22 protein-coding genes are annotated in these 26068 nt (G+C 60.8%); 14 read left to right on the top strand and 8 right to left on the bottom strand.

The genetic code is table 11. The annotated features are described in order from the left end of the window. Positions 1-102: 102 nt before the first annotated feature. The 5 genes from bioD to bioB all read right to left on the bottom strand — a co-directional run bounded on the left by bioD (position 103) and on the right by bioB (position 4615). Positions 103-783, bottom strand: coding sequence for a dethiobiotin synthase (gene bioD / locus AC4PS7_RS22155; protein ID WP_069672916.1), 681 nt, complete (start codon positions 781-783; stop codon positions 103-105). Beyond that, positions 780-1592, bottom strand: coding sequence for a malonyl-ACP O-methyltransferase BioC (bioC, locus tag AC4PS7_RS22150; protein WP_305375379.1), 813 nt, complete (start codon positions 1590-1592; stop codon positions 780-782). Before bioC ends, bioD begins: the two co-directional genes overlap by 4 nt. After that, positions 1585-2316, bottom strand: a complete 732-nt coding sequence (locus AC4PS7_RS22145) for an alpha/beta fold hydrolase (RefSeq protein ID WP_021491315.1) — start codon at positions 2314-2316, stop codon at positions 1585-1587. The genes bioC and AC4PS7_RS22145 overlap by 8 nt, the downstream gene beginning before the upstream one ends. Further along, entirely contained in the window at positions 2309-3490 is a 1182-nt protein-coding gene (gene bioF, locus AC4PS7_RS22140; protein WP_044287984.1) for an 8-amino-7-oxononanoate synthase, read from the bottom strand. The genes AC4PS7_RS22145 and bioF overlap by 8 nt, the downstream gene beginning before the upstream one ends. A gap of 69 nt (positions 3491-3559) precedes the next feature. Further along, entirely contained in the window at positions 3560-4615 is a 1056-nt protein-coding gene (bioB, locus tag AC4PS7_RS22135; protein WP_010207025.1) for a biotin synthase BioB, read from the bottom strand. 92 nt (positions 4616-4707) lie between these two features. Between bioB and AC4PS7_RS22130 the strand changes: the two genes are divergently transcribed. From AC4PS7_RS22130 to rarD, 5 genes are all read left to right on the top strand, one after another. Continuing rightward, complete coding sequence (locus AC4PS7_RS22130) at positions 4708-5445, top strand: ComFC family protein (RefSeq protein ID WP_492179747.1); 738 nt, start codon at positions 4708-4710, stop codon at positions 5443-5445. 58 nt (positions 5446-5503) lie between these two features. Continuing rightward, complete coding sequence (locus tag AC4PS7_RS22125) at positions 5504-6268, top strand: TOBE domain-containing protein (protein ID WP_183702367.1); 765 nt, start codon at positions 5504-5506, stop codon at positions 6266-6268. Between the two features lie 78 nt (positions 6269-6346). Continuing rightward, a complete protein-coding gene (locus AC4PS7_RS22120) occupies positions 6347-8245 on the top strand; it encodes a PhoX family protein (RefSeq protein ID WP_010207029.1) in 1899 nt (632 codons plus the stop codon). 194 nt (positions 8246-8439) lie between these two features. Next, on the top strand, positions 8440-9414 hold the full coding sequence (locus AC4PS7_RS22115; protein ID WP_010207031.1) for a serine/threonine protein kinase: 975 nt from the start codon (positions 8440-8442) through the stop codon (positions 9412-9414). Between the two features lie 102 nt (positions 9415-9516). Continuing rightward, positions 9517-10401 carry an EamA family transporter RarD gene (rarD, locus tag AC4PS7_RS22110; RefSeq protein WP_492179746.1) on the top strand — a complete coding sequence of 295 codons (885 nt, stop codon included), beginning with the start codon at positions 9517-9519 and terminating at the stop codon, positions 10399-10401. A gap of 223 nt (positions 10402-10624) precedes the next feature. Here rarD and AC4PS7_RS22105 read toward each other — a convergent pair whose 3' ends face one another. Further along, on the bottom strand, positions 10625-11137 hold the full coding sequence (locus AC4PS7_RS22105) for a glycine cleavage system transcriptional repressor (RefSeq protein ID WP_137205767.1): 513 nt from the start codon (positions 11135-11137) through the stop codon (positions 10625-10627). Positions 11138-11404: 267 nt separating this feature from the next. Between AC4PS7_RS22105 and AC4PS7_RS22100 the strand changes: the two genes are divergently transcribed. Continuing rightward, a complete protein-coding gene (locus tag AC4PS7_RS22100) occupies positions 11405-13582 on the top strand; it encodes a malate synthase G (protein ID WP_187517193.1) in 2178 nt (725 codons plus the stop codon). Between the two features lie 36 nt (positions 13583-13618). On the opposite strand, the gene AC4PS7_RS22095 is transcribed toward AC4PS7_RS22100, so the two are convergent. Next, positions 13619-14062, bottom strand: a complete 444-nt coding sequence (locus AC4PS7_RS22095; protein ID WP_137205768.1) for a hypothetical protein — start codon at positions 14060-14062, stop codon at positions 13619-13621. Between the two features lie 127 nt (positions 14063-14189). Beyond that, entirely contained in the window at positions 14190-14636 is a 447-nt protein-coding gene (locus AC4PS7_RS22090) for a response regulator (protein ID WP_010207040.1), read from the bottom strand. Positions 14637-14881: 245 nt separating this feature from the next. On the opposite strand from AC4PS7_RS22090, the gene AC4PS7_RS22085 reads away from it, so the two are divergent. The 8 genes from AC4PS7_RS22085 to AC4PS7_RS22050 all read left to right on the top strand — a co-directional run bounded on the left by AC4PS7_RS22085 (position 14882) and on the right by AC4PS7_RS22050 (position 25958). Then, positions 14882-16804 carry a putative nucleotidyltransferase substrate binding domain-containing protein gene (locus AC4PS7_RS22085; protein ID WP_045791561.1) on the top strand — a complete coding sequence of 641 codons (1923 nt, stop codon included), beginning with the start codon at positions 14882-14884 and terminating at the stop codon, positions 16802-16804. Beyond that, positions 16801-17508: a 3'-5' exonuclease gene (locus AC4PS7_RS22080; protein ID WP_042571458.1), complete on the top strand. Its 708-nt coding sequence runs from the start codon at positions 16801-16803 to the stop codon at positions 17506-17508. The genes AC4PS7_RS22085 and AC4PS7_RS22080 overlap by 4 nt, the downstream gene beginning before the upstream one ends. A gap of 100 nt (positions 17509-17608) precedes the next feature. After that, positions 17609-18127: an RNA polymerase sigma factor gene (locus AC4PS7_RS22075; RefSeq protein ID WP_042571457.1), complete on the top strand. Its 519-nt coding sequence runs from the start codon at positions 17609-17611 to the stop codon at positions 18125-18127. Then, positions 18124-19119 carry a FecR domain-containing protein gene (locus tag AC4PS7_RS22070; protein WP_042571456.1) on the top strand — a complete coding sequence of 332 codons (996 nt, stop codon included), beginning with the start codon at positions 18124-18126 and terminating at the stop codon, positions 19117-19119. Before AC4PS7_RS22075 ends, AC4PS7_RS22070 begins: the two co-directional genes overlap by 4 nt. 109 nt (positions 19120-19228) lie before the next feature. Then, positions 19229-22042 (top strand): acyltransferase domain-containing protein, encoded by a 2814-nt coding sequence (locus AC4PS7_RS22065; protein WP_492179745.1) that lies wholly within the window; start codon positions 19229-19231, stop codon positions 22040-22042. Between the two features lie 146 nt (positions 22043-22188). Then, positions 22189-24618, top strand: coding sequence for a TonB-dependent siderophore receptor (locus AC4PS7_RS22060; RefSeq protein ID WP_010207051.1), 2430 nt, complete (start codon positions 22189-22191; stop codon positions 24616-24618). Between the two features lie 63 nt (positions 24619-24681). Next, complete coding sequence (locus AC4PS7_RS22055; RefSeq protein WP_047542574.1) at positions 24682-25785, top strand: PepSY-associated TM helix domain-containing protein; 1104 nt, start codon at positions 24682-24684, stop codon at positions 25783-25785. Beyond that, positions 25782-25958 carry a hypothetical protein gene (locus AC4PS7_RS22050; protein ID WP_200887969.1) on the top strand — a complete coding sequence of 59 codons (177 nt, stop codon included), beginning with the start codon at positions 25782-25784 and terminating at the stop codon, positions 25956-25958. Before AC4PS7_RS22055 ends, AC4PS7_RS22050 begins: the two co-directional genes overlap by 4 nt. Positions 25959-26068 lie beyond the last annotated feature (110 nt).

The following is a 26068-nucleotide window of genomic DNA, read 5'->3' as shown; positions in this document are numbered from 1 at the left end:
TAAGCCTGCCTTTAGAGAATCGTGAACCTTGATTGAAGCAGAGTCGCCCGCAAAACGCCCGTCAAAAACACTAATGGCATAATGCCTTATCGATAGCCAAAATCAGTCAAGCAGGTCCAATTGCAGGTACTCCGCAACGGCCTCAGCCCCGGCGTGCTTGAGTTTCGGCACACGGCCCAGGCACGGCGCGGGCAGGCGTTCGGCCAGGGTGGCGAGGTTTTCTTCCAGACGGGAGGTCTTGGGGTCGATGATATTTGCCACCCACCCGGCCAACTGCAAACCGTCGCGGGCGATGGCTTCGGCGGTCAGCAAGGCATGGCTGATGCAACCCAGGCGCACGCCCACCACCAGGATCACCGGCAGCTTGAGCGCCATGGCCAAATCCGACAGGTTCGCCTGATCAGCCAGTGGCACCCGCCAACCGCCTGCGCCTTCGATCAAGGTGAAATCCGCTTCTCGCGCCAGCATCTGCTGCATGGGCTTGAGCAAGGATTGCACCGTCAGCGACACACCCGCCTCCCGCGCCGCCAGATGCGGTGCAATGGCCGGTTCGAAGGCCACCGGGTTGACCTCGGCATAACTCAAGGGCAACGAACATTCGGCCAACAACGCCAATGCATCGGCGTTGCGCAAGCCTTTGGGCGTAACCTGGCAGCCGGACGCCACGGGCTTGCCGGCGGCGGTGCTTTTGCCGGCTTGTCGCGCTGCGTGGAGCAGGCCGGCAGCGACAGTCGTTTTGCCGACATCGGTGTCGGTACCGGTAATAAAGTAGGCAGCGGTCATAGAGGTTTCTCCAGTACGGCATACACCACTTGGTAAGTCGCCGGCAGGCCCGGGGCCTGGCGGAACCGCTCATACGCCTGCACCAGTGCAACAATCCGCGCGCGCCCCGTCAACCCTCCCGGGCGGCCGGGGTTGAGGTTATGGGCGCCCAAGGCCTTCAACTCATGGGTAAGGCTGCGCACATCCGGGTAATGCAGTACATGGGGACGCTGCTCCAGGCTCACCACCCGCAGGCCGCTGGCTGCGCACAGTTGCTGATAAGCCTCGAAAGTACGGAAGCGGTTGACGTGAACCAAGCCATCCGCCGCGCGCCAGCTTTCGCGCAGTTCTTCCAGGGTGCCCACGCAGAGGCTGGTAAAGGCAAGCACACCACCCGGTTGCAACACGCGATAGGCCTCGCTGAGCACCGCTTCGAAGTTCGCGCACCACTGCACCGCGAGAGAGGAGAAGATCAGCTCCACGCTGTCCGCTTTAAGCGGCAAACGCTCTGCATCACCCGCGATGAACTGCTCGGCGCCACCCAAAGGGCGCGCGTGGTTGAGCATTCCTTCGGCGATATCCAGTGCGATGCCTTGGCTGGCAGGCAGCCGCTTACCCAGCATGCGGCTGAAATAGCCGGTGCCGCAGCCCATATCCAGCCAGCGTTGCGGGGTGATATCGGCCGGCAGGCGCATCAGCAATTGGCTGCCCACTGCCCGCTGCAACTCAGCAACGCTGTCGTAACTGGCGGCTGCACGGGAAAAGGATGCCGCCACCTGGCGCTTGTCCGGCAAGGCCCCCGGCAGCGGGGCGTGGGATAAATCAGTCATCGATGCACTCATGCAAAAAAGCCTGGATGGCCCCCGCTACACCGTGGGGGTCTTCCAGAAGAAAAGCGTGGCCGGCCTGTTCAATCAGGCCGATTTCAACATCGGGCAGCAGCGCCAGCAGATCGCTGGCGGCTTCGGCGGGCACCAACCCATCCAGTCCGGCGAACAGGTGCAACTGTGGGCCGCGATACGCCAGCAAAGCGTCGCGGGTGTCGAGTTGGGCGAGCAGTTCAAGACCGGGCATCAGCACACTGGAAGGCGTATTCGGTGCGCCACTGACCAGCAAGCGTGACAACCCACGTGGGTCTTCGGCACCTTTGGCGCACAGCAAACCAAAACGTTTGAGGGTGACCTGGGAGTCGGCATGGCAACCGGCGAGAAACGCGTCGAACGTCTCGGCGGGCATCGCGCTCGGCCAGCCGTCATGGGCGACGAAACACGGATTGCTCGCCAGTGTGAGCAAGCCGCAGCAGCGTTCGCCGCGCCGCGCCGCCAGTTCCGAGGCAAGCATGCCGCCCAACGACCAACCGCCCAACCATGCGTTGTCCGGCAGCGTGGCATCGAGTTCGTCGAGCCATTCATTCAGGTCGCTGGAAGCCAGCGCGGGCAAGGGCTCGATCTGCACCTGCAGGTGTTCGTCCAGGCCTTGCAGTGCGGCAGCCAAAGGCTCCAGCGGTGATACGCCGAGGCCCCAGCCGGGCAGCAATATCAGTCGGTCACGCATGGTCGGGCTCCGAACTGCTTGATACGCGCAAACACGCTTCCAATGCGTTTAACAATAGCCGCACCTGCGCCTCGGTGTGGGCCGCCGTCAAGGTCACGCGCAAGCGGGCACTGCCAGCCGGCACGGTGGGTGGGCGAATGGCGGTGACCATCAGACCGCGCTCGCGCAGCATCTGCGACAGGCGCATGGCCTTGGCGCTGTCACCGATCAGGATCGGCTGGATCGGCGTGAAGCTGTCCATCAGGTCCAGCCCAAGCTGCTCGGCGCCCTGGCGGAACTGGTGAATCAGGCTGTTGAGGTGCTCGCGCCGCCAATGTTCGGTGCGCAGCAGCTCCAGGCTTTTCAAGGTGGCGCAGGCCAGGGCCGGCGGTTGGCTGGTGGTGTAGATGTACGGGCGTGCGAACTGGATCAGGCTTTCGATCAGCGCTTCACTGCCCGCCACAAAAGCCCCAGCCGTGCCAAACGCCTTGCCAAGGGTGCCGACCAATACCGGCACGTCCTCCTGGCTAAGGCCGAAATGCTCGACGATGCCTCCGCCGTTGGCACCCAATGGCCCGAAGCCGTGGGCATCATCCACCATCAGCCAGGCACCTTTGGCTTTGGTTTCACGGGCCAGCGCTGGCAGGTCCGCCAGATCGCCGTCCATGCTGAACACGCCATCGGTGACCACCAGCGTATTGCCGGTGGCTTTCTCCAGGCGCTTGGCCAGGCTTTCGGCGTCGTTATGCAAGTAGCGATTGAAACGCGCACCCGATAGCAGGCCCGCATCCAGCAACGAGGCATGGTTGAGTCGGTCTTCCAGCACCGTATCGCCCTGCCCCACCAACGCCGTGACCGCGCCGAGGTTGGCCATGTAGCCGGTGGTAAACAGCAGCGCGCGCGGGCGACCGGTGAAGTCGGCCAGCGCTTGTTCCAGTTCATGGTGCGGTGTCGCATGCCCGACCACCAGGTGCGAAGCACCACCGCCCACGCCCCAGCGGGACGCACCGGCGCGCCAGGCTTCGATCACTTGAGGGTGATTGGCCAGGCCCAGGTAATCGTTATTACAGAACGCCAGCAACGGCTGGCCGTCCACCACCACTTCCGGACCTTGGGGGCTGTCCAGTAGCGGGCGTTGGCGATAAAGGTGTTCGGCACGGCGGGCAGCGAGGCGCGCGGCGAGATCAAAAGACATGCTGGCCTCGATACATCAGGTGAACAATGTGGGAGCTGGCTTGCCACCCCTACAGGGATGGCATTTCAATCAAACAACGGCGTTATAGAACTGCTCGCTGCTCTTCTGCTCCACCAGCGCCTGTTCGATCGCGGCCTGATGCACTTCATCGGCATGCTCTTCGCGCGCTTCCGGCAGAATCCCCAGGCGCGAAAACAGTTGCATATCCTTGTCGGCCTGCGGGTTGGCAGTGGTCAGCAACTTATCGCCGTAGAAGATCGAGTTGGCACCGGCAAAAAACGCCAGGGCCTGCATCTGCTCGTTCATCGCCTCGCGACCAGCCGACAGCCGTACATGGGACTGCGGCATCAGGATGCGCGCCACGGCGAGCATGCGGATGAAGTCGAACGGGTCGATGTCTTCGGCGTTTTCCAGCGGCGTACCGGCAACCTTCACCAACATGTTGATTGGCACCGATTCCGGATGCTCCGGCAGGTTGGCCAGCTGGATCAGCAAATTGGCGCGGTCATCAAGGGACTCGCCCATGCCGAGGATGCCACCCGAGCAGATCTTCATCCCCGACTCCCGCACGTAAGCCAGGGTTTGCAGACGCTCGCTGTAGGTGCGGGTGGTGATGATCGAGCCGTAAAACTCCGGCGACGTATCAAGGTTGTGGTTGTAGTAGTCCAGGCCAGCCTGGGCCAGGGCCTCGGTCTGGTCCTGATCGAGGCGGCCGAGGGTCATGCAGGTTTCCAGGCCCATGGCCTTCACGCCTTTGACCATCTGCAGCACGTAAGGCATGTCTTTGGCCGACGGGTGCTTCCAGGCGGCGCCCATGCAGAAACGGGTCGAACCGATGGCCTTGGCGCGGGCAGCCTCTTCGAGGACCTTCTGCACTTCCATCAGCTTCTCTTTTTCCAGGCCAGTGTTGTAGTGGCCCGACTGCGGACAATATTTGCAATCTTCCGGGCAGGCCCCGGTCTTGATCGAGAGCAGCGTCGACACTTGCACACGGTTAGCGTCGAAATGCGCGCGGTGCACGGTCTGCGCCTGGAACAACAGGTCATTGAACGGCTGCACGAACAGCGCTTTGACTTCGGCGAGGGACCAATCGTGACGCAAGGTGGCGGTGGTGCTGGCGCTCATGGGCGATTCCTTGATTATGCTTTGGCAAGCGCTGTGGGCAGGGCAATACCCACAGGCACGACACGGATGCTCGGCATATTTAAGGAAGATTCATGCACTGTCAACCAGACTACAAACACCAGGTTTACATCTGGTCAAAAAACACACAAACCTGTTTGATCTGCGATGAGGCCACGGACTCTTGCGATGCTGTGTGCAACGCCTGCGAAACCGAGCTGCCTTGGTTGATGGAGCACTGCAACCTGTGCGCCCTGCCCTTGCCGATGGAGGGTTTGATCTGCGGTCAATGCCAACAGCATCCACCGGCTTTCAAACAGGTGATCGTACCCTGGACTTACAGCTTTCCGATCGACTGTCTGATCAGCCGCTTCAAGCACCAGGCGCGCTGGCCCCTCGGACAAATGCTTGCACAGTTGTTGACGCAGCACCTGCAACACCGCTTCGACAACACCGAACTCACGCGCCCCGACTGCCTGCTACCGGTGCCCCTGGCGCGCAAGCGCCTGCGTGAACGCGGCTATAACCAGGCCTTGATGCTGGCGCGCTGGCTCAGCAGCTCCTTAAACATCGCCTACGATGAACACTTGTTATTACGCCCCCATGAAACCGTCGCCCAACAAGCCCTCGATGCCAAGACCCGCAAACGCAACCTGCTCGGCGCTTTCGCCCTGGCGCCCGATGCCCAGGTGCAAGGCCGTCACTTTGCACTGGTGGACGACGTACTCACCACGGGTGCCACCGCCCACAGCCTGGCGCGGTTGTTGATGAACGCCGGGGCGCGGCAGGTCGATGTGTACTGCCTGGCGCGCACGCCCAAACCAGGCAGCTGACTTGACTCCGTCCCACCTTGCCCGCAACGTTCGGCCCACCACATCGAAGCGTATTGCCATGTCTCTGCCAACGCCCCTCAGCCAACACATCATCCGCCGCCCCCAGCGCATTGCCCTGCTGGCGCATATCGCCGAGCAGGGTTCTATCACCCGCGCGGCGAAAAGCGCGGGGTTGAGTTACAAGGCGGCGTGGGATGCCATTGATGAGCTGAACAACCTGGCGCAAAAGCCGCTGGTGGAACGCAGCGTCGGCGGGAAAGGTGGCGGCGGCGCCAAGCTGACGGCGGAAGGTGAGCGCGTGCTGCGTCTTTATCAGCGCCTGCAAGTATTGCAGGCCCAAGTGCTGGGCTCTGACGAAGCCGCCAGTGACTTCAACCTGCTGGGCCGCTTGATGCTGCGCACCAGCGCGCGTAATCAACTGCATGGTCAGGTCGTCGCTATCGAGCAGCATGGCCGCAATGATCTGATCCGTCTGCAACTGGCTGGCGGGCTGACCCTGGCTGCGCAGATCACCCACGACAGCACGCAGCGACTAGAGCTGGAGATCGGCGTGGAAGTGGTCGCACTGATCAAGGCCGGCTGGCTGGAATTGCTGGCGCCCGGGGCCTTCGCAACAACTGGAAACAATTGCATGAGCGGCATCGTCGACGCCATTCTCGACGCCGAGGACGGCCCCAGCGAAGTGCGTGTCATCCTGCCCAACGGCCAGGTTTTATGCGCCCTGGCGCAGCCCGACACGCTCAAGGCTCTGTGCGTGGCCGAAGGTAAAGCGATCCAGGTTCAATGTGCACCGAGCAATGTGCTGCTCGGCACACCGGTGTAAGCGGCCCGCTATTTAAACTGCAACAATTTCGTCACGCCCGCTCCTTATGGTGTTTGCAAAAACCGCAGGGAGCCTGAGATGAGCCTATTAGAAGAAAACCAAGCCACCGACCTTGAGCAGATGGTCGGCCTCACCCGCCGCCGCTTCATCGGTGCCGGTGCCCTGTGCGGCGCCGCGATGTTCCTCGGCGGCAACCTGCTGACCCGCAGCGCTCTCGCCGTCAACGCCGCCAGCGCCAGCCCGTTGCTGGGCTTCACCAGCATCGCCGCTGCCACCAGCGACGCCATTACCTTGCCGCCGGGCTACAGCGCGTCGGTGCTGATCAGTTGGGGCCAGCCGCTGAGCAAGAGCGCGCCGGCCTTCGACCCGTCCGGCAACGGCACGGCCAAGGCCCAGGAGCAACAGTTCGGCGACAACAACGACGGCATGAGCCTGTTTGCCTTCCCCGGTGACGACAACCGCGCGCTGATGGCGATCAACAACGAATACACCAACTATCGCTACCTCTTCGCCCACGGCGGTGCGCCGCAGTCGGCCGAAGACGTGCACAAGGCCCAGGCCAGCGAAGGTGTGTCAGTGATCGAAGTACGCCGCAAGGGCGACACCTGGCAGTTCGTGCAGGACTCGCGCTACAACCGCCGCATCCACGGCAACTCGCCGATCCGCCTCAGCGGCCCCGCCGCCGGCCACGACTGGTTGAAAACCAGCGCCGACAAGTCCGGTAAAAAAGCCCTGGGTACCTTCCAGAACTGCGCCAACGGCAAGACACCGTGGGGCACTTATCTGACGTGCGAAGAGAACTTCACCGACTGCTTCGGCAGCAGCAACCCACAACAGACCTTCGACGCCGGGCAGAAACGCTATGGCGTGGTCGCCGCCAGCAAAGACATCAACTGGCACCAACACGACCCACGCTTCGACATCGCCAAGAACCCCAACGAACTCAACCGCCACGGTTGGGTCGTGGAAATCGACCCGTTCGACCCACAATCCACCCCGGCCAAACGCACCGCCCTGGGCCGCTTCAAGCACGAAAACGCGGCCTTGGCGGAAACCCGCGACGGCCGCGCCGTGGTGTACATGGGCGACGATGAGCGCGGCGAGTTCATCTACAAGTTCGTCAGCCGCGACAAGATAAACCACAAGAACCCCAAGGCCAACAAAGACTTGCTCGACCACGGCACCTTGTATGTGGCGATCTTCGACGCGGGCGACGGCAACACCGACCACCCCAAGGGCAAGGGCCAATGGGTCGAGCTGACCCACGGCAAAAACGGCATCGACGCCAGCACCGGTTTTGCCAGCCAGGCCGAAGTGCTGATCCACGCCCGCCTGGCCGCCAGCGTGGTGAAAGCCACACGCATGGACCGCCCGGAATGGATCGTGGTCAGCCCCACCGATGGTCAGGTCTATTGCACCCTGACCAATAACGCCAAGCGGGGTGAGGAGGGCCAGCCAGTGGGCGGCCCCAACCCACGTGAGAAAAACGTCTACGGCCAGATCCTGCGTTGGAAGGCCGACGCCGATAACCACGGTGCCTCGACATTCACCTGGGACCTGTTTGTGGTGGCCGGCAACCCGGGTGTGCACGCCGGCACGCCAAAAGGTGGCTCGTCGAACATCAACCCGCAGAACATGTTCAACAGCCCCGATGGCTTGGGCTTCGACAAGGCCGGGCGTTTGTGGATCCTCACAGACGGGGACTACAGCAACGCCGGAGATTTCGCAGGCATGGGCAATAACCAGATGCTGTGTGCAGACCCCGCCACCGGGGAAATCCGCCGTTTCATGGTCGGGCCGGTGGCCTGTGAAGTGACAGGCATCAGCTTCTCGCCGGATCAGAAGACGCTCTTTGTAGGGATTCAGCATCCGGGGGAGACCGGCGGTTCGACCTGGCCGGAGCATCTGCCGAATGGCAAGCCGCGCTCGTCGGTGATGGCGATTCGACGGGATGACGGCGGTATCGTCGGCGCCTGATAGACCGCTTTTGCGAGCAAGTCGAAGCGTCGAACCGCCGCTCCCACATTCCACCGCATTCCTACAGGATATACGCGGTGAAATATGGGAGCGCGCTTGCTCGCGAAGGCGTTCCCACAGCCACCACCTATCTATGCTCGTGTGCGTTACCATACCCGGCCGGACGCGGCGCCCTGCTGCGCGCAGGAGTTCGCATGGCCCACCCGTTTGAAACACTCACGCCCGACCTGGTACTCGACGCGGTCGAAAGCATCGGTTTCCTCAGCGATGCTCGCGTTCTGGCGCTCAACAGCTACGAAAACCGTGTCTATCAAGTGGGTATCGAAGACTCGGAACCGCTGATCGCCAAGTTCTATCGTCCACAGCGTTGGACCAACGAAGCAATCCTCGAAGAACACCGCTTTACGTTCGAACTGGCCGAATGCGAAGTCCCGGTGGTCGCGCCACTGATCCACAACGGCGAAAGCCTGTTCGAACACGCCGGCTTCCGCTTCACCTTGTTCCCGCGCCGTGGCGGCCGCGCGCCGGAGCCGGGCAATCTCGATCAACTGTATCGCCTAGGGCAATTGCTCGGCCGTTTGCATGCGGTGGGTTCCACCCGCCCGTTCGAACACCGGGAAGCCCTGGGCGTGAAGAACTTCGGTCACGACTCCCTGACCACGTTGCTCGAAGGCAATTTCATTCCCAAGAGCCTGCTGCCGGCCTACGAGTCCGTGGCCCGCGACCTGCTCAAGCGTGTGGAAGAGGTGTACAAGGCCACGCCGCACAAGAACATCCGCATGCACGGCGATTGCCACCCCGGCAACATGATGTGTCGCGACGAGATGTTCCACATCGTTGACCTGGACGACTGCCGCATGGGCCCGGCAGTGCAGGACCTGTGGATGATGCTCGCCGGAGATCGTCAGGAATGTCTGGGCCAGCTCTCGGAATTGATGGACGGCTACCAGGAATTCCATGACTTCGACCCGCGTGAACTGGCGCTGATCGAACCCCTGCGCGCCTTGCGTCTGATGCACTACAGCGCCTGGCTGGCGCGGCGCTGGGACGACCCGGCGTTCCCTCACAGCTTCCCGTGGTTTGGCAGCGAGCGTTATTGGGGCGATCAGGTGCTGGCGTTGCGCGAGCAACTCTCGGCCTTGAACGAAGAACCCCTGAAACTGTTTTAACGGCTGTTCTGTGGGAGACCGGCTCCCACAGAAAGCAGATCCCATTGCCTGAGAAATATCCTTACAATTGCGCTTTGTTAGCTGCCTAAGCAAGGATTCCGCATGCAAGCCGCCAACCCCCGCAAGGGGTACATCCTGGGCCTGAGCGCCTATGTCATCTGGGGTCTGTTCCCGCTCTACTTCAAAGCCATCGCCAGCGTACCCGCTGCCGAGATCATCGTACACCGCGTGCTGTGGTCGGCGCTGTTCGGCGGTTTGCTGTTGATGGTGTGGAAGCATCCCGGCTGGTTCCGCGAATTGCGCGACAACCCCAAGCGCCTGGCGATCCTGGCCCTCAGTGGTTCGTTGATTGCGGGCAACTGGCTGACTTACGTGTGGTCGGTGAATACCGGACGCATGCTGGAAGCGAGCCTGGGTTACTACATCAACCCACTGGTGAATGTGGTGCTGGGCATGCTGATCCTGGTCGAACGCCTGCGGCGCTTGCAGTGGGTGGCCGTCGGGCTGGCCGCCGTGGGTGTGGCGCAACAGGTGTGGCAAGTCGGCAGCTTGCCGTGGGTATCGCTGGTGCTGGCGTTGACCTTTGGCTTCTACGGGCTGATTCGCAAGCAGGCGCCCGTTAAAGCGCTGCCGGGGCTTGTGGTGGAAACCTGGATGCTGGTGCCGATTGCAGTGGCCTGGTTGCTGTTCAACCCGACCGCCCATAGTGCCCAGATGGCGTTCTGGAGTACGTCCGAAGCCTGGTGGCTGGTGGCCGCCGGCCCGGTGACGCTGATCCCGTTGGTGTGTTTCAACGCCGCCGCACGGCATTTGCCCTACACCGCATTGGGCTTTTTGCAGTACGTCGCACCGACGCTGGTGTTGCTGGAAGCCGTGCTGCTGTTCGGTGAACACCTGGCACCGAGCACACTGACCGCCTTCGCCTTCATCTGGGCAGGCCTGGTGGTGTACAGCGTTGATATCTGGCTCAGCGCACGCAAACGCTGATCAAATAACGTACAAACCTCTGCAAGCCACAGCGGGCGTGGCTTGCAGGCATCCACCCCAAGGTTATCCACAACCTGATCCCCGCCATTTGTGCACAAGCTTTTGAAATTGCTCGTTTTTTGCTCAAATGACGGAGGCGCCCGGCGGGCGTGGCCTGGCGCCGGGTCTCTACAGGTTATCCACAGGCCCATGCAAGATTTCCATGCATAACCCTGTGGGCAGATTATTCCTCGTGATGCAGTTCCACCATCAAGTCATCGGCCAGGGTTTCCAGAGATAACTGCAAGGTATCGAGGGCCAACGTTGCTGGCACCTGCAACAACGCCTCGGCGGTAAACAATGGATCGCCGCTCATGGGTGCCGGGCGCACATCGGTACTCAGGCTCTCCAGGTTCACACCCTGCTTGCTCAGCAGCGCCGTAATCTCGCGCACAATGCCCGCACGGTCATTGCCCACCAGCGTCATCATGATCGATCTGGAGGCCGAGGCCTGTCCGCTACTGCCCTCGCCCACCAGCACGCGAATGCCATGTGTGGATAAATCCTCCAGCGCCCCGACCAACGCCTGACGGTGCTCTGCAGGAACGCTGACCCGCAGGATCCCGGCAAACTGCCCGGCCATGTGGGCCATGCGGCTTTCCAGCCAGTTGCCGCCGTGGGCGGCGATGTTCTGCGCAATGCGTTCAACCAGCCCGGGTTTGTCGGCGGCGATAATTGTGAGTACAAGATGGTCCATGGCCAAGCCCTCTGGAATTCAATCTACAAGGTGGACCCGCAAGCCCTTGAAAACAAATCGTGTACCATTTTTATATTTATATGGAACAATCCATTAGTTTTTTGAGAACATCCGGTTCTCCGCTGTGACCGTACGACCAAAGTGGGTCGCTAAACGACGTATTTAGTCTAATTTTCACAACCGCAAGTCATCATGTAGTATGCCCAATCGTGCACTACATAATGAAAATCTGAAACAGCGCATAAGCTCCGCAGAGTGAGGCAAGCAATGACTGAACACGTTCAAGTCGGTGGCCTGCAGGTCGCCAAAGTCCTGTTCGACTTCGTGAACAACGAAGCCATTCCCGGCACCGGCATTACTGCCGACCAGTTCTGGGCCGGCGCCGACAAGGTCATCCACGACCTGGCACCGAAGAACAAAGCCCTACTCGCCAAACGCGACGATTTCCAAACGCGGATCGATACCTGGCACCAGACCCACGCCGGCCAGGCGCATGACCCGGTGGCTTACAAAGCCTTCCTGCAAGACATTGGATACCTGCTGCCAGAAGCCGCAGACTTCCAGGCCACGACCCAAAACGTCGATGACGAGATCGCCCGCATGGCCGGCCCGCAGCTGGTAGTGCCGGTGATGAACGCCCGCTTCGCCCTCAACGCCTCCAATGCGCGCTGGGGCTCTCTGTATGACGCGCTGTATGGCACCGATGCCATCAGCGAAGCCGACGGCGCCGAAAAGGGCCAGGGCTACAACAAGGTACGTGGCGACAAGGTCATCGCCTTCGCCCGCGCCTTCCTCGATGAGGCCGCACCGCTCAGCGCCGGCAGCCACGTGGATTCGACCGGCTACAAGATCGTCGACGGCAAGCTGATCGTCAGCCTCAAGGGCGGCAGCAACAGCGGCCTGCGCGATGACGCACAGTTGATCGGTTTCCAGGGCCCTGCAGCGCAGCCGATTGCGATCCTGCTGAAACACAACGGCCTGCACTTCGAAATCCAGATCGACGCCAGCACCCCTGTCGGCCAGACCGACGCCGCCGGCATCAAAGATGTGCTGATGGAAGCCGCGCTGACCACCATCATGGACTGCGAAGACTCCGTCGCCGCCGTCGATGCCGACGACAAAGTGGTGATCTACCGCAACTGGCTCGGCCTGATGAAGGGCGACCTGGCCGAAGAAGTCGCCAAGGGCGGCAAGACCTTCACCCGCACCATGAATGCCGACCGTGTCTACACCGGCGTGAATGGCCAGGACGTGACCCTGCATGGCCGTTCGCTGCTGTTCGTGCGTAACGTTGGCCACCTGATGACCATCGACGCGATCCTCGACAAAGACGGCAATGAAGTGCCGGAAGGTATTCTCGACGGGCTGATCACCAGCCTGGCGGCGATCCACAGCCTCAACGGCAACAGCAGCCGCAAAAACAGCCGCACGGGTTCCGTGTACATCGTGAAACCGAAGATGCACGGCCCGGAAGAAGCGGCGTTCACCAATGAGCTGTTCGGGCGCATCGAAGACGTGCTGAACCTGCCGCGCAACACCCTCAAAGTCGGGATCATGGACGAGGAGCGCCGCACCACGGTCAACCTCAAGGCCTGCATCAAGGCGGCCAGTGAGCGCGTGGTATTCATCAACACCGGCTTCCTCGACCGTACCGGCGACGAGATCCACACCTCCATGGAAGCCGGCGCGATGGTGCGCAAGGCCGCCATGAAGGCGGAAAAATGGATCAGCGCCTACGAGAACTGGAACGTGGATATCGGCCTGAGCACCGGCCTGCAAGGTCGCGCGCAGATCGGTAAAGGCATGTGGGCCATGCCCGACCTGATGGCCGCAATGCTCGAGCAGAAGATCGCCCACCCACTGGCCGGCGCCAACACCGCCTGGGTACCGTCGCCCACGGCGGCTGCCCTGCACGTGTTGCACTATCACAAGGTCGACGTATTCGCCCGCCAGGCCGAACTGGCCAAGCGCGAGCGCGCGTCGGTGGACGACATCCTGACCATTCCCTTGGCCAGTAACACCAATTGGTCCGACGAAGAAATCCGCAACGAGCTGGACAACAACGCCCAGGGCATCCTCGGCTATGTCGTCCGCTGGATCGACCAGGGTGTTGGCTGCTCGAAAGTGCCGGACATCAACGATGTGGGCCTGATGGAAGACCGCGCCACCCTGCGTATCTCCAGCCAGCACATCGCCAACTGGCTGCGCCACGGCATCGTCAATGAAGTCCAGGTGATGGAAAGCCTCAAGCGCATGGCGCCAGTGGTGGACCGTCAAAATGCCGGGGATAAACTGTATCGCCCACTCGCACCGGATTTCGACAGCAATATCGCGTTCCAGGCGGCGGTGGAGTTGGTGATTGAAGGTACCAAACAGCCGAATGGATATACCGAACCGGTGTTGCACCGCAGGCGTCGGGAGTTCAAGGCTAAAAACGGCCTGTAAATGAAAAAGCCCTGATCGTGAGATCAGGGCTTTTTATTAACGCTTTAGAGGCACACTAAACCCGTAGTTGAATGTACCGCTGAACGTAAGTACATCACCCGTTTTATTACTGACTTTGCCGTCTCGCACAAGGCCCGAGAGCTCGACTCTATCTACTGTAGGTTCGGGGATGATTTGATATTTGACCTCTATCGTTCCTGAGGGGGCTCGGTCGTATTCCTCAAACGGACTGAGCATAAATATTACTTTCGAGATCTCCGACAAGTTGAATTCGTTATTCCCCTCTTCGACTCTTTTCGGAGAATAGGTCAAGCTAATACCTAAGCCGTTCACTTCGTCTGTGGGTATTATCAGTCGTTGAATGTCCCTGATGATCCTCCGCGAGGTTAATTTGAGACGATTGCCTTTGAGGGTGTATTCAAACTCCGCTAACGCGTGGTCAGCGTCAGCCTGAGGGCAGTTATCTTCTGCAGTGGGCATAAATTAGATTCCTGTTCAGGTCATGGGCCAAAAGCTCGGCAAGAGCACCCAAACCATTGAACATGCTTTCACCCACCGCAACGACTGTCAGAATTGACAGTGTGGTGTAACTCCAGACAAACGGCCCCTACTGCGCCATCCCCAACTCCCGCTTGACCATCTTCGCCAACTTCACGCTATCAATCGGCTTCAGCAAAAAATCCACCACGCTCAAGTGCATCGCATCAATCACATCTGGCGCTTCGGCGTCCCCCGACATGATGATGATGGGCAACGCAGCGCGAGTGGAATCTCGCACTAGCTTGATCAACTCCAGCCCGTTGCCGGGGTTCATGCGCAAATCGGTGATCAGCAAACCGATGGAGCTGCTCGACTTCAACAAATCCCACGCCGCCTCACCACTGTCAGCCGTCATGCAGCGAATACCGTCCAGTCCCAGGATTTCCGCCAGCAATTCGCGTGCGTCCTTGTCGTCGTCGACGATCAGCACGCGTTGTGGCGGTAAATCAGGCTCCAGCATCACGGCGCTCAGCGCCTCGCGCTCAGCGTCACTCAAAATATCGTGGTCGGACATACGGTTCTCAGCAGTTCTAATCAATCTCCCAGCACACTCGTCAGACATCTGCGGAAGGGCGTTCAATGTGCACTTCGTCGGAAAGTTTGCCTAGTGGGCGTTCTACGGGTTTTGGACGATAGTCATGTAAGGTTTTTCCCTAGGTGTGTGCCGTTTGTATCGACCTAGACTTACGTCCAATGGGCACCCGCCGCGCGGGAGTCGACCATGCAGGACGATAACGACAAAAAAATGCGGTCACTGTTATGAGTAAAGCTGATGCTTTCGCGCAAGCGGGAAAAACTGCTGTTTTGCAGAATATTCACGGCACCCTGCAGTTCCTGCAGCGTTTCCCGCCGTTCAACCAGATGGAAAACGCCCACCTGGCGTTTTTGGTGGAACAGTGCCAGTTACGCTTTTACGGCTCCGGCGACAGCATCCTCAAACCGTCGGGTGGGCCGGTTGAACACTTTTATATCGTCAAGCAGGGCCGGGTTGTGGGTGAACGACCGGACAGCGCCGAAACCACCTTCGAAATCACCACTGGCGAGTGCTTCCCCCTGGCCGCGTTGCTGGGCGAACGGGCGACCCGCACCGAGCACAAGGCCGCCGAAGACACCTTCTGCCTGCAACTGAACAAACCGGCATTCATCAAGCTCTTCGCGCTGTCCAGCCCGTTTCGCGATTTTGCCCTGCGTGGCGTCAGCAGCCTGTTGGACCAGGTCAATCAGCAAGTGCAGCAAAAAGCCGTGGAAACCCTCGGCACTCAGTACTCGCTGAACACGCGCCTCGGCGAATTGGCCATGCGCCATCCGGTCACGTGCAGCCCAGCCACACCGCTGCGCGAAGCCGTCACGCTGATGCATGAGCAACAGGTGGGCAGCATCGTCATCGTCGATGAGCTCAAGGCGCCCCTGGGGATTTTCACCCTGCGCGACCTGCGCCAGGTGGTGGCCGATGGCACCAGCGATTTCAGCCAACCCATCGAAGGGCATATGACCCAGGCGCCCTTCTTCCTGACCCCTGACCACAGCGCCTTCGACGCTGCAATCGCCATGACCGAACGGCATATCGCCCACGTCTGCCTGGTCAAGGACCAGCGCCTGTGCGGTGTAGTGTCCGAACGCGACCTGTTTTCACTGCAACGGGTGGACCTGGTGCATCTGGCGCGCACCATCCGCAACGCACCGCGGGTGGACAACCTGGTGGCGATTCGCGGCGAGATCGGCCAGTTGGTCGAACGCATGCTGGCCCATGGGGCCTCGTCCACTCAGATCACCCACATCATTACGCTGCTCAACGATCACACCGTGTGCCGGGTGATCGAGCTGACCCTGGCCGAAAAAGGCGACCCCGGCGTACCGTTCAGTTGGTTGTGCTTCGGCAGCGAAGGCCGTCGCGAGCAGACGCTTTACACCGATCAGGACAACGGCATTCTGTTCGATGCCAAGGACGCCGCCGAAGCAGCAGCGATCCGTGGCCGGCTGCTGCCACTCGCCCAGCAGATCAATCAGAATCTTGCCTTGTGCGGGTTCAGCCTGTGCAAAGGCAACATCATGGCCGGCAACCCGGAGCTGTGCCTGTCGCGCGCGGAGTGGGCGCGGCGGTTTGCAGCTTTTATCCGCGAGGCGACGCCGGAGAATCTGCTGGGTTCCAGCATCTATTTCGATCTGCGTGTGGTGTGGGGCGATGAACGTGGCTGCGAGCAATTGCGCCAAACCATTCTCGACCAAGTGGCGGACAACCGGTTGTTCCAACGCATGCTGGCCGAAAACGCGTTGCGCCAGCGGCCGCCCGTAGGACGTTTCCGTGAATTTGTACTGACCCGTAAAGGTGGCGAAAAAGCCACCCTCGACCTCAAGGTGCAGGGCCTGACCCCTTTCGTCGACGGCGCGCGCCTGCTGGCCCTGGCCAATGGTATCCACGCCAACAACACCTTGGAGCGTCTGCGCCAACTGGTGGTGAAGGAGGTGATTGAGCCCCTGGACGGCGCCGCGTATGAAGAGGCCTACCACTTTATCCAGCAGACCCGCATGCAGCAGCACCAGTTGCAATCCCGCGAGAACCAGCCGTACTCCAACCGTGTCGACCCTGACAGCCTCAACCATCTGGACCGTCGGATCCTGCGTGAATCCCTGCGCCAGGCACAACGTCTGCAAAGCAGCCTGACGCTGCGGTATCAGCTGTGAGTTTGTTCAACTGGCTGCGTAAGAAAAAGCCGGGGCTCGACAGTGCGCAACAACAGCGCCTGGCGCAACTGCGCAGTCCCACGCCACTGGGCAACAACACCCTGCGCAACCAGCGCTGGGTGGTGGTGGACCTGGAAACCAGCGGCCTCAACCTCAATCGTGATCAGGTACTGTCCATCGGCGCGGTCGTGATCGAAGACGGTGCGGTGGATTTCTCGCAACTGTTCGAACGCACCCTGCAACGGGCTGAAACCAAACTCAGCCCCAGCGTGTTGATCCACGGCCTCGGCCCCAGTGCGATCGCGGCCGGCAGCGATCCGGTGGACGCGTTGTTGGACTTCATGGACTTTGTCGGTGACAGCCCATTACTCGCCTTCCATGCGCCGTTCGATCAACACATGCTGTGCCGGGCACTCAAGGACAGCCTGGGTTACCGCCTGACCCATCCGTTTCTCGACGTTGCAGACATCGCTCCCCTATTGTGCCCCGAGGCGCATATCCGCGAAGCCGGGCTGGACGATTGGATCAATCACTTCAACCTGCACGTGGGCGAACGTCATCACGCCAGCGCCGATGCTTTGGCCACGGCGGAGCTGATGCTCATCCTGTTCAGCCGCGCGCGCCAGCAGCACATCGATACGCCACAGGCGTTGCAAGAGCGTTTGAGCCAATGGAAACGGCGTCAACACGCGCCATCGTTTTAATGTCATCTCCCGACAAACGCCAATTGCGCCTACACCACGGCTCTGCCACAATCGCGAATAATTCTCGTTAGTTTAAACATCCCGTTTACCAGGTGATGCCTTGTCGTCGATCCAGAATCCACACAGTGAGCTTGTTGGCGCGTTGTATCGCGACCATCGTGGCTGGCTGCTGGCCTGGCTTCGACGCAACGTGGCCTGCCCGAGCCGCGCCGAAGACCTGAGCCAGGACACCTTCATGCGTCTGCTGGGCCGTGACGAGTTGCGCGCGCCCCGCGAACCCCGTGCGTTCCTGATGGCGATCGCCAAGGGCTTGCTGTTCGATTACTTCCGTCGCGCCGCCCTGGAACAGGCCTACCTCACCGAACTGATGCTGATCCCGGAAAGTGAACACCCTTCGCCGGAAGAACAGCACCTGATCCTCGAAGACCTCAAGGCCATCGACCGCCTGCTCGGCAAGCTGTCGAGCAAGGCCCGCGCCGCCTTCCTTTATAACCGTCTCGACGGCATGGGCCACGCCGAAATCGCCCAGCGCCTCGGCGTGTCGGTGCCCCGCGTGCGCCAGTACTTGGCCCAAGGTATTCGCCAGTGCTACATCGCGCTGTATGGCGAGCCGCAGTGACGGTGATCAGTTCCAGACCGGTGTCGGCCCGCGTGCTGGATGCGGCGATCGCCTGGCAGTTGTCCCTTGATTCGGGTGACGGCAGCGCGATCGAGCGTGAAGAGTTCGATAAATGGCTGGCCAGCGATGAAGAACATGCCCGCGCCTGGCGTCAGTTGGGCATGCTCGACCAGCGTTTCAGCGTAGCCTCAGGCCCGGCGCGGGCAGCATTGCTGCAATCGCGTGAAGGTATTCGCCAGCGTGTGCGCAAGCTGGGCAGTGGCCTGGCAAGTGTCGCGTTGGTCATTGGCCTGGCGCTGTTTGCCGGTGAGCGCTATGTGCCGATCCACTATTGGCTGGCCGACCAACGTACCGCCACGGGTGAGCAGCGCACGCTGAAGCTGTCGGACGGTACGCTGATCAACCTCAATACCCACAGCGCCATCGACGTACGTTTCGATGAAAAACGCCGGCTGGTTGTGTTGCAGGAAGGTGAAATCCTGGTCGAAACCGGCCACAACGATGAACGCCCGTTCTATGTACAAACCCGCGATGGCAGCCTGCGGGCGCTGGGCACACGGTTTATCGTCAGGCGCGAAGACGACGCCACACGCTTGAGCGTGCTGCAATCGGCCGTGGCGGCCCAACCCGAGGCGCTGCACCAGGAACAGGTTTTCAAGGAAGGCCAACAAGTGCTGATGCGCAGCGACGGCCTCGGCCCGCTGCTTGCCGTCACTCCCGCCACCGATGCCTGGACCCGCGGCATGCTGGTGGTCGACAACGCGCGCCTGGGCGAGGTGGTCGAGGAGCTCAGCCGTTACCGCACCGGTTACCTGGGGGTGGATAAAAACGTGGCTGACCTGCGCATCACCGGCAGCTTCCCACTGCACGACACCACGCTGGCGCTCAACGCGCTGCTGCCGACACTGCCGGTGCACATCGAGCAACACACTCCCTGGTGGGTAACGGTGAAAGCCACGGCGAAAAACACCGAATCACTTAGCGAGAAATGAACAAACCCTCATTTCAAACGCGTCTAAAAAACTGTCATGCCTGACAGGTTTCAGCCTTACCGTCGTGTCCTTCAATAGACATCTCAATTGTTCTATTAAGGATGAAACGATGTCGACGCTCCCAAACATCACCCGCCACACGTTTACCTTCTGCTTCCCCGGTCAGGGCAACGACCCCTGCGGTGCCTTGGCCGACCTGCACCAACACGCCGAGGAGTTGCGTGGCTCGATAGAGTCCACCCTGGCGCTCATCGAACACGAGGCGGCGCAGCACGAGCCCGGCCTGCAGCCCGGCCTGATCACTCAAGTGTTGCTGACCCATCAGCATGCCCTGCCGCTGCCTTCCGGAGTCATGCAACTGGCCCTGTATGGCGCTGCGGTTGTGCTCAACCAGTTGCTGCACGACGCAGGCGTGCGTCCGGCACTGATTCTCGCGCAGAGTTTTGGTGAGATTGCCGCTCGGGTATGCGCCGGCGTACTGAGCATTGAGCAGGGCGTGGCTGCAGTCTGCGCCCTCAATGCGGCCTACCGCAGTGAGGAGGGCCGCGGCGGCATGCTGCTGATCAACCTGGCGCCGCAAAAGACGCAAGCGTTGCTCGACAGGTGGCCAGAACTGAAGCTGGAGTTGGGCTCGGTCAATGCCCCTGAGCAATGCATCATCAGCGGCGAAATGAGCGGCCTGAACGGTCTGCTTGAACGCTACGGCGACAACACGCCGCCATTGCGCTGGGTGCCGATCGCCTACGCCTCCCATTACTCGGCGCACCGGCATGTCGCAGAAGTGATGAACGCACGGCTACAGCCCCTTAAGCAACAGCCGTTCAGAATGCCCATCTATTCGACCGTGCTGAGACGCTGCTACCGGCACGGGGAAGACCTGCACGAGTTGTTCACGCGGGGCGTGACCCACCCCACCGACCTGCCCAAGACACTCACCACATTAGCGCCCGACCACCGCCGCCTATTTATCGACATGGGCGTGAACCGAGGCATGTCGATGTGCATCCTCAAAAGCCTGCGCGATGCCAAAACCTACACACCCCTGGCCGCGCCGCCCAATGCCCTTCGCCAACTGCTGGTCGACTCACAGACGCTCAACGTCCTGCGCCCTCTGGTCAACGGGCCCGTCTCTGCCCAAACCCACGCGCACATGGCCTATACGTTCAGCGATCCGCAGTTGCATCCGCAAACCAACCAGAGCGCCCACGACGGCCACCGCCATACCTATTGGCGCTTGCAGCATCTGCTCAAGCAACTGCCCGACGGCATCCACGGGTTCAAACAACCGGAATGGTTGATGGCCGTGGCCACTCATGCGGCGATCAATGATCCATCGCTGTTCATGGGATGCGTGATTCAGCAGGGTTTGTGCATCGGCACACTGCTGGCGTTCGAGCAGGACCACCCGCATGCCGCCCGGTGGCGGCGCGAACTGGAAACGGGCGAAAGCCTGGGGGTCTACGCGCTGACTGAAATAGGCCGCAGCAACTCGCATATGGCCCCCTGCCTGGAGGCGGTATTCGATACCGACACGCGTACGTTTGTGTTGAACACACCGAACAACGCCGCGCTGAAATTCGCCAATGTCGGTATCAATAACCTGAATAAGATGGGCGTAGTGTTTGCTGAGTTGACGGTTCAGGACCAACGCTGTGGTGTCTTCGCCTTTGTCTTGCCATTAAGTGATGCACAGGGCCCGTGCCCCGGCATTGAAATGTCGTCGCCAGCGGAAATTCGCGCAGTGCCATTGGATTACGGCGTGTTGCGTTTTAATCAGGTACGCATCTCTTTTGACGCATGGCTGTGTGACGGGGCGCACATTGATGACTCCAACCGCTTCCACGACCCACTGGGCAACACCGATCGGCGTCTGATCCGCTCACTCTTCGCCCCCAAGAACGTGTGGGCGATGGTTGGCACCGGTTTGAGCTCCGTCATGCTGGCCTGTGCAACACTGGCCCTGACGCATGCCAACCGGCGCACCACCCAGGCACGCATCGGCAACGGTACAAGCCTGCTGGATTTTCGCACCCAACGCCGCGCACTGTTCGGCTGCCTGGCCACCGCGTACGTGATGAAAAGCTTCGCCAATGACTGCGCGTGTCTCTGGATCGAGGGCACGGCCAGTCAGTCATCACTGGACAACACCGGCGCGGGAGAGGTGACGTGGACACCGTGGGCCGCCATTTCCCAGAGATTGGCGTTGCTCAAAGCCCTTTGCGCCCCCGCCGCCGAGGCGGTGGCCACCGAATGCCGATTGCGCTGCGGCGTGGCCGGGGCGCTCAACCTCAATCGTTTCGCCGACTACGAAGGCATGGCCAAGATCTACCAGGACGCGGGCGGCAATAACCGCATGATCCTGCTGGATGCCGCCAAGGTCCTGATCGGCCAACCCTTGAGCAAACCCACACCACCCGACCCGCAGGCTGAACTGGACGATCCCGAGTACAGCCTGAGCATGGCCCGCACCCTGGAATACCGTTTGCTCAAGGAGGTGGCCGACCATGTCGCCGCACGCCGGACGTTGGGTGAGGACGACATGCAGGTCTGGAATTCAAAGCTGATGGTGGTTGCACGGGCAGGCGAAGCGCATGCCCAACGCCTCGCCATCGAGAGCGCAGTAAAGGCCGGCGACTCCCTGCCGCCGGGGCTTGCAAAGGATCTGGTGAACGCACTGTGCGGCCTTTACGTACTCGACTACCTGCACAAACACGCGGCCTGGTATATCAGCGAGGGCCTCATGGACAGTACTCGCTACCGTGCGCTGGAGGAACAACTCAATCGACTGAGCGACTTCCTGGCCCCCCACGCCCTGCTGTTGATCGATGCCTTCGGCCACGGTGAAGCGACGCGTGCGGCCATCGCCCGTGCAGAACCTTACGCAGACGCTTTGACCGCGAAACTGCAATGGGCACAAGGCTGAAACGCATCGCAAGCCTGAACTTTCAGGGCCATGCAGTGCGAAGAGTTGTGAACGCTCACAGATTTATTTTCACTTGGCCCTATCACTTTTCGTTTTTCGTTCGGCACCTAGGCAATTGCGAAATATTTCCATTCAGGAGCCGCCCTATGTCCCGCACGCTAGACACCTTGTTGCGCCCCAGCCTGTTAGCCATGGCGATTGCCCTCAGCGCCCCGCTGGCCAGCACCTCGCTGATTGCCGCCGAGCAGGCGTCCAGCGTGCGCACCTACAACCTGCCGGCGGCACCACTGGCCACCACCCTGAACCAGATCGCCAGCCAGGGCGGCCTGGCACTGACCCTCAGCCCGGCATTGGCGTCAGGCAAGACCTCGGCGCCGGTCCAGGGCCAGTTCGATGCGCCGGCTGCGCTGCGTGAAGCGTTGAGGGGGACTGGGTTGCAGTTGGAGCAGAGCAGTGCCGGGACGTACTCGTTGGTGCCGGTGCCGGAGGGGGTACTCGCATTGCCTACCACCAACATCACGGGCCAGGACAGCTATGAAAGCGCCTGGGGGCCGGTCGACGGCTACCTGGCCAAGCGCACTGCCGCCGGCACCAAGACGGACACTGCACTGGTCGAGGCACCCCGTTCGATTTCCGTCGCCACCCGCGAGCAGATGCAGGACCGCAACGTCCAGAACCTGGATGACGCGGTCAAGTACATGCCCGGCATCGTCTCCGCCAGCTATGGCAGCGACACCCGCTACGACTGGATGCGTGTGCGCGGCTTCGAACCGACCCAGTTCCTCGACGGTCTGCCACTGCCGCGTGGCGTGTACGCCAACCCGAAAGCCGAAACCTGGAACCTTGACCGCCTCGCCCTGCTGCGTGGCCCGGCCTCGTCGGTGTACGGCCAGACCCCGCCGGGCGGTCTGCTGGATATGGTCAGCCGCCGCCCCAGCGCTGAATCGAGCAATGCCGTGCAGGTGCAATACGGCAGCGACAACTATCGCCAGATCAACTTCGCCAGCACCGGCAAGATCGATGATGAAGGCCAGTTCCTCTATGGCCTCAGCGGCGTGGTGCGCGATGCCGGCACCCAGGTCGACCACATCGACAACAAGCGCTACAACATTGCGCCAAGCCTGACATGGAATATCGATAACGATACCAAGCTGACCTTCCTGTCGCAGTTCACCCGCGACGATACGGGCGCGACCAGTCAGTTCCTGCCAATCGTGGGCACCAAGATCAAATCGCCGCTGGGCGATGTGTCCCACCACAAGAACCTGGGCGATCCGGACTACGAGTTCTACGACCGTACCTATTACGCGCTGGGTTATGCCTTCGAGCATCGCTTCAACGATACCTGGCAGTTCAGGCAGAACCTGCGTTACACCAAGTCGGAGTTGTCGTTCCAGCAACTGACTGTCGGTGCCTATGCCTATTATCCGGTTGACGCGGCAGGCAATATCGACCGCACCTCAACAAACGTTGACGAAAACATCGGCCAATTCGCGGTCGACAACAACTTCCAGGCCGACTTCTCGACCGGTGATGTCACCCATACCCTGCTATTGGGTCTGGACCACCAGCGCACAGACACTTCTTACCTGTCTATCTACGGCAGCGCCGGGCGTGTGAACATTTTCAACCCCGTCAACACGACACCAGTCGTGCGCCCCGCACGCGCCGACGCCTACTACGACTACAACCAGAAAACTGTACAAACCGGCCTCTATGTTCAAGACCAAATGGCTTTGGACAACTGGCGCCTGACCCTCGGCGGACGGGAAGACTGGGTGCATCAAGGCACTACCTACTTCAATAAAAAAGACGTGACCAACACTGACCGAAGCAAAAACTTCAGTGGCAACGCAGCGTTGAGCTATGTGTTCGACTCAGGCTTTGTGCCGTACTTGTCCTACGCTGAATCTTTCCAGCCAGCGAGCAACGCCAGCGTGGACCCGCTCAAGTCGTACAAACCAACCGAAGGCAAGCAATGGGAGCTGGGGATCAAATACCAGCCACCTGGCTCCAACACTTTACTGAGTGCGGCGGTATACGACCTGACTCAGAAAAACGTACTCGTTACCAGCACCGGCGCAGGCGGCCAATCTGTCACCGACCAAACCGGCGAAGTGAAAGTTAAAGGCCTGGAATTGGAAGCGGTGTCCGACGTCACCGAGAATCTCAAGGTGATCGCCGCTTACACCCTGGCCAAATCCGAAGTGCAGAAAGGCGAATTCAAGGGCAACCGCCTGCAACTGATGCCCAACCAGCAAGCTTCCCTGTGGACCGACTACACCTGGCACACAGGCGTACTGGACGGTTTCGGCATCGGCTTCGGTGCCCGCTACACCGGCAACACCTACGGCGACCAGGGCAACACCTGGCTCGGCAAAGCCAACGCATACACCGTATTCGACGGTGCGGTGCATTACGACTTGGGCCGACTCGACAACACCCTCAAAGGCGCCTCGATCAAACTCAACGCCACCAACCTGTTCAACAAGGACTACATTTCCACCTGTGACGGTTCCTACTGCTACTTCGGCGACCAACGCAGCGTCGTCGCCAGCGCCACCTATCAGTGGTAATCGGCTGAGTTAACCACCAGGCCGCCACCGTGGGCGGCTTTGGTGTGTCTGAAGGTTGAACAAATGAAAAGCAAAACCATCCGCCGCTGGTCCTTCATCCACACATGGACCAGCCTGATCTGCACGGTATTCCTGCTGCTGCTCGCCCTTACCGGCTTGCCGCTGGTGTTTCACCATGAGATCGACCATCTGCTGGGCAACGAGCCGGAATTGGCGTACATGCCTGCCGACACGCCGCAGCTCAACCTGGAGCAACTGGTCAGCGCCGCACAGGCTCATCGCCCTGGCGAAGCCATGCAATACCTGGCCTGGGACGAAGACGACAAAAACGGCGTGATCGCGATCATGGCCGCCACCGCTGGCACCGAACCCAACTCGTCGCACACCTTCATGCTCGATGCGCGCACCGGTGAAGCCGTGGAGATGCCATCGGCCAACGGCGGGTTCACGATGGTTCTGCTGCGCCTGCACGTGGACATGTTTGCCGGTCTGCCGGGCAAGTTGTTGCTGGCATTCATGGGCATTCTGTTTGTGGTCGCGATTATCTCGGGCACCGTGCTGTACCTGCCATTCATGCGTCGCTTGAAGTTCGCCACCGTACGCCAGGACAAATCCACCCGCCTGCGCTGGCTCGACCTGCATAACCTGATCGGCGTGGTCACTCTGACCTGGGCACTGGTCGTCGGCGTGACCGGTGTGATCAGCGCCTGCGCCGACCTGATCATCGCCGCCTGGCGCCAGGACAGCCTCAGCGCGATGATCGAACCGTACAAACATGCTCCACCCCTGAGCCAGCGCGCTCCGGCCACCGAACTCCTGAGTATCGCCGCCAAAGCTGCACCCGGCATGCAGCCGGACTTTATCGCCTTCCCCGGCACGCGCTTTTCCAGTGAGCACCATTACGCGGTCTTCATGAAGGGCAGCACCCACCTGACCTCGCACTTGCTCACACCCGTGCTGATTGACGCCAGCACCCTCGCCGTCACCGCCATCGCCGAACGACCGTGGTACATGGACGCCATGGGCATGTCCCAGCCGCTGCACTTTGGTGACTACGGCGGCATGCCGATGAAGATCCTGTGGGCGACGCTGGATGTGCTGACCATCATCGTGCTCGGCAGCGGGGTTTATTTGTGGATCGTGCGGCGCAAGGCGGGCAAGGCATGAAGCCTAGGCAATCGAATTTCTGGAAGGTATTTGGTATTCCGCTGGGGATTGGCCTGTTCACGGCGGCAGGGTTGTTCGCGGCGTTGCTGGGAGACGGGTTGTGGGATTCGTTGAGTTGGCTGGGGCTTGGGATCCCGGCAGCCATTGCGCTGTGGGGAGTAATGCGCCGATGAGCGGTGAGCGTTGTAAATCGTGCCCAGCAATAATTAGACATTAATAATAAATTACACAAACAGTCCAAGCAGGCTTAATCTCGCCCCAAGGTCACACATCCTGTGCCGCC

The sequence above is a fragment of the Pseudomonas sp. DW-iso3 genome (genome assembly GCF_058725305.1).
This window is presented reverse-complemented; position numbering and strand designations above follow the sequence as displayed.

Coding starts and splice junctions, on each gene's coding strand:
- rarD (WP_492179746.1), top strand. CDS start 9,517: ATGCAAGCCGCCAACCCCCGCAAGGGGTACATCCTGGGCCTGAGCGCC.
- AC4PS7_RS22145 (WP_021491315.1), bottom strand. CDS start 2,316: ATGCGTGACCGACTGATATTGCTGCCCGGCTGGGGCCTCGGCGTATCA.
- AC4PS7_RS22085 (WP_045791561.1), top strand. CDS start 14,882: ATGAGTAAAGCTGATGCTTTCGCGCAAGCGGGAAAAACTGCTGTTTTG.
- bioD (WP_069672916.1), bottom strand. CDS start 783: ATGACCGCTGCCTACTTTATTACCGGTACCGACACCGATGTCGGCAAA.
- AC4PS7_RS22125 (WP_183702367.1), top strand. CDS start 5,504: ATGTCTCTGCCAACGCCCCTCAGCCAACACATCATCCGCCGCCCCCAG.
- AC4PS7_RS22060 (WP_010207051.1), top strand. CDS start 22,189: ATGTCCCGCACGCTAGACACCTTGTTGCGCCCCAGCCTGTTAGCCATG.
- AC4PS7_RS22050 (WP_200887969.1), top strand. CDS start 25,782: ATGAAGCCTAGGCAATCGAATTTCTGGAAGGTATTTGGTATTCCGCTG.
- bioF (WP_044287984.1), bottom strand. CDS start 3,490: ATGTCTTTTGATCTCGCCGCGCGCCTCGCTGCCCGCCGTGCCGAACAC.
- AC4PS7_RS22130 (WP_492179747.1), top strand. CDS start 4,708: ATGCACTGTCAACCAGACTACAAACACCAGGTTTACATCTGGTCAAAA.
- bioB (WP_010207025.1), bottom strand. CDS start 4,615: ATGAGCGCCAGCACCACCGCCACCTTGCGTCACGATTGGTCCCTCGCC.
- AC4PS7_RS22065 (WP_492179745.1), top strand. CDS start 19,229: ATGTCGACGCTCCCAAACATCACCCGCCACACGTTTACCTTCTGCTTC.
- AC4PS7_RS22105 (WP_137205767.1), bottom strand. CDS start 11,137: ATGGACCATCTTGTACTCACAATTATCGCCGCCGACAAACCCGGGCTG.
- AC4PS7_RS22090 (WP_010207040.1), bottom strand. CDS start 14,636: ATGTCCGACCACGATATTTTGAGTGACGCTGAGCGCGAGGCGCTGAGC.
- AC4PS7_RS22055 (WP_047542574.1), top strand. CDS start 24,682: ATGAAAAGCAAAACCATCCGCCGCTGGTCCTTCATCCACACATGGACC.
- AC4PS7_RS22095 (WP_137205768.1), bottom strand. CDS start 14,062: ATGCCCACTGCAGAAGATAACTGCCCTCAGGCTGACGCTGACCACGCG.
- AC4PS7_RS22115 (WP_010207031.1), top strand. CDS start 8,440: ATGGCCCACCCGTTTGAAACACTCACGCCCGACCTGGTACTCGACGCG.
- bioC (WP_305375379.1), bottom strand. CDS start 1,592: ATGACTGATTTATCCCACGCCCCGCTGCCGGGGGCCTTGCCGGACAAG.
- AC4PS7_RS22120 (WP_010207029.1), top strand. CDS start 6,347: ATGAGCCTATTAGAAGAAAACCAAGCCACCGACCTTGAGCAGATGGTC.
- AC4PS7_RS22100 (WP_187517193.1), top strand. CDS start 11,405: ATGACTGAACACGTTCAAGTCGGTGGCCTGCAGGTCGCCAAAGTCCTG.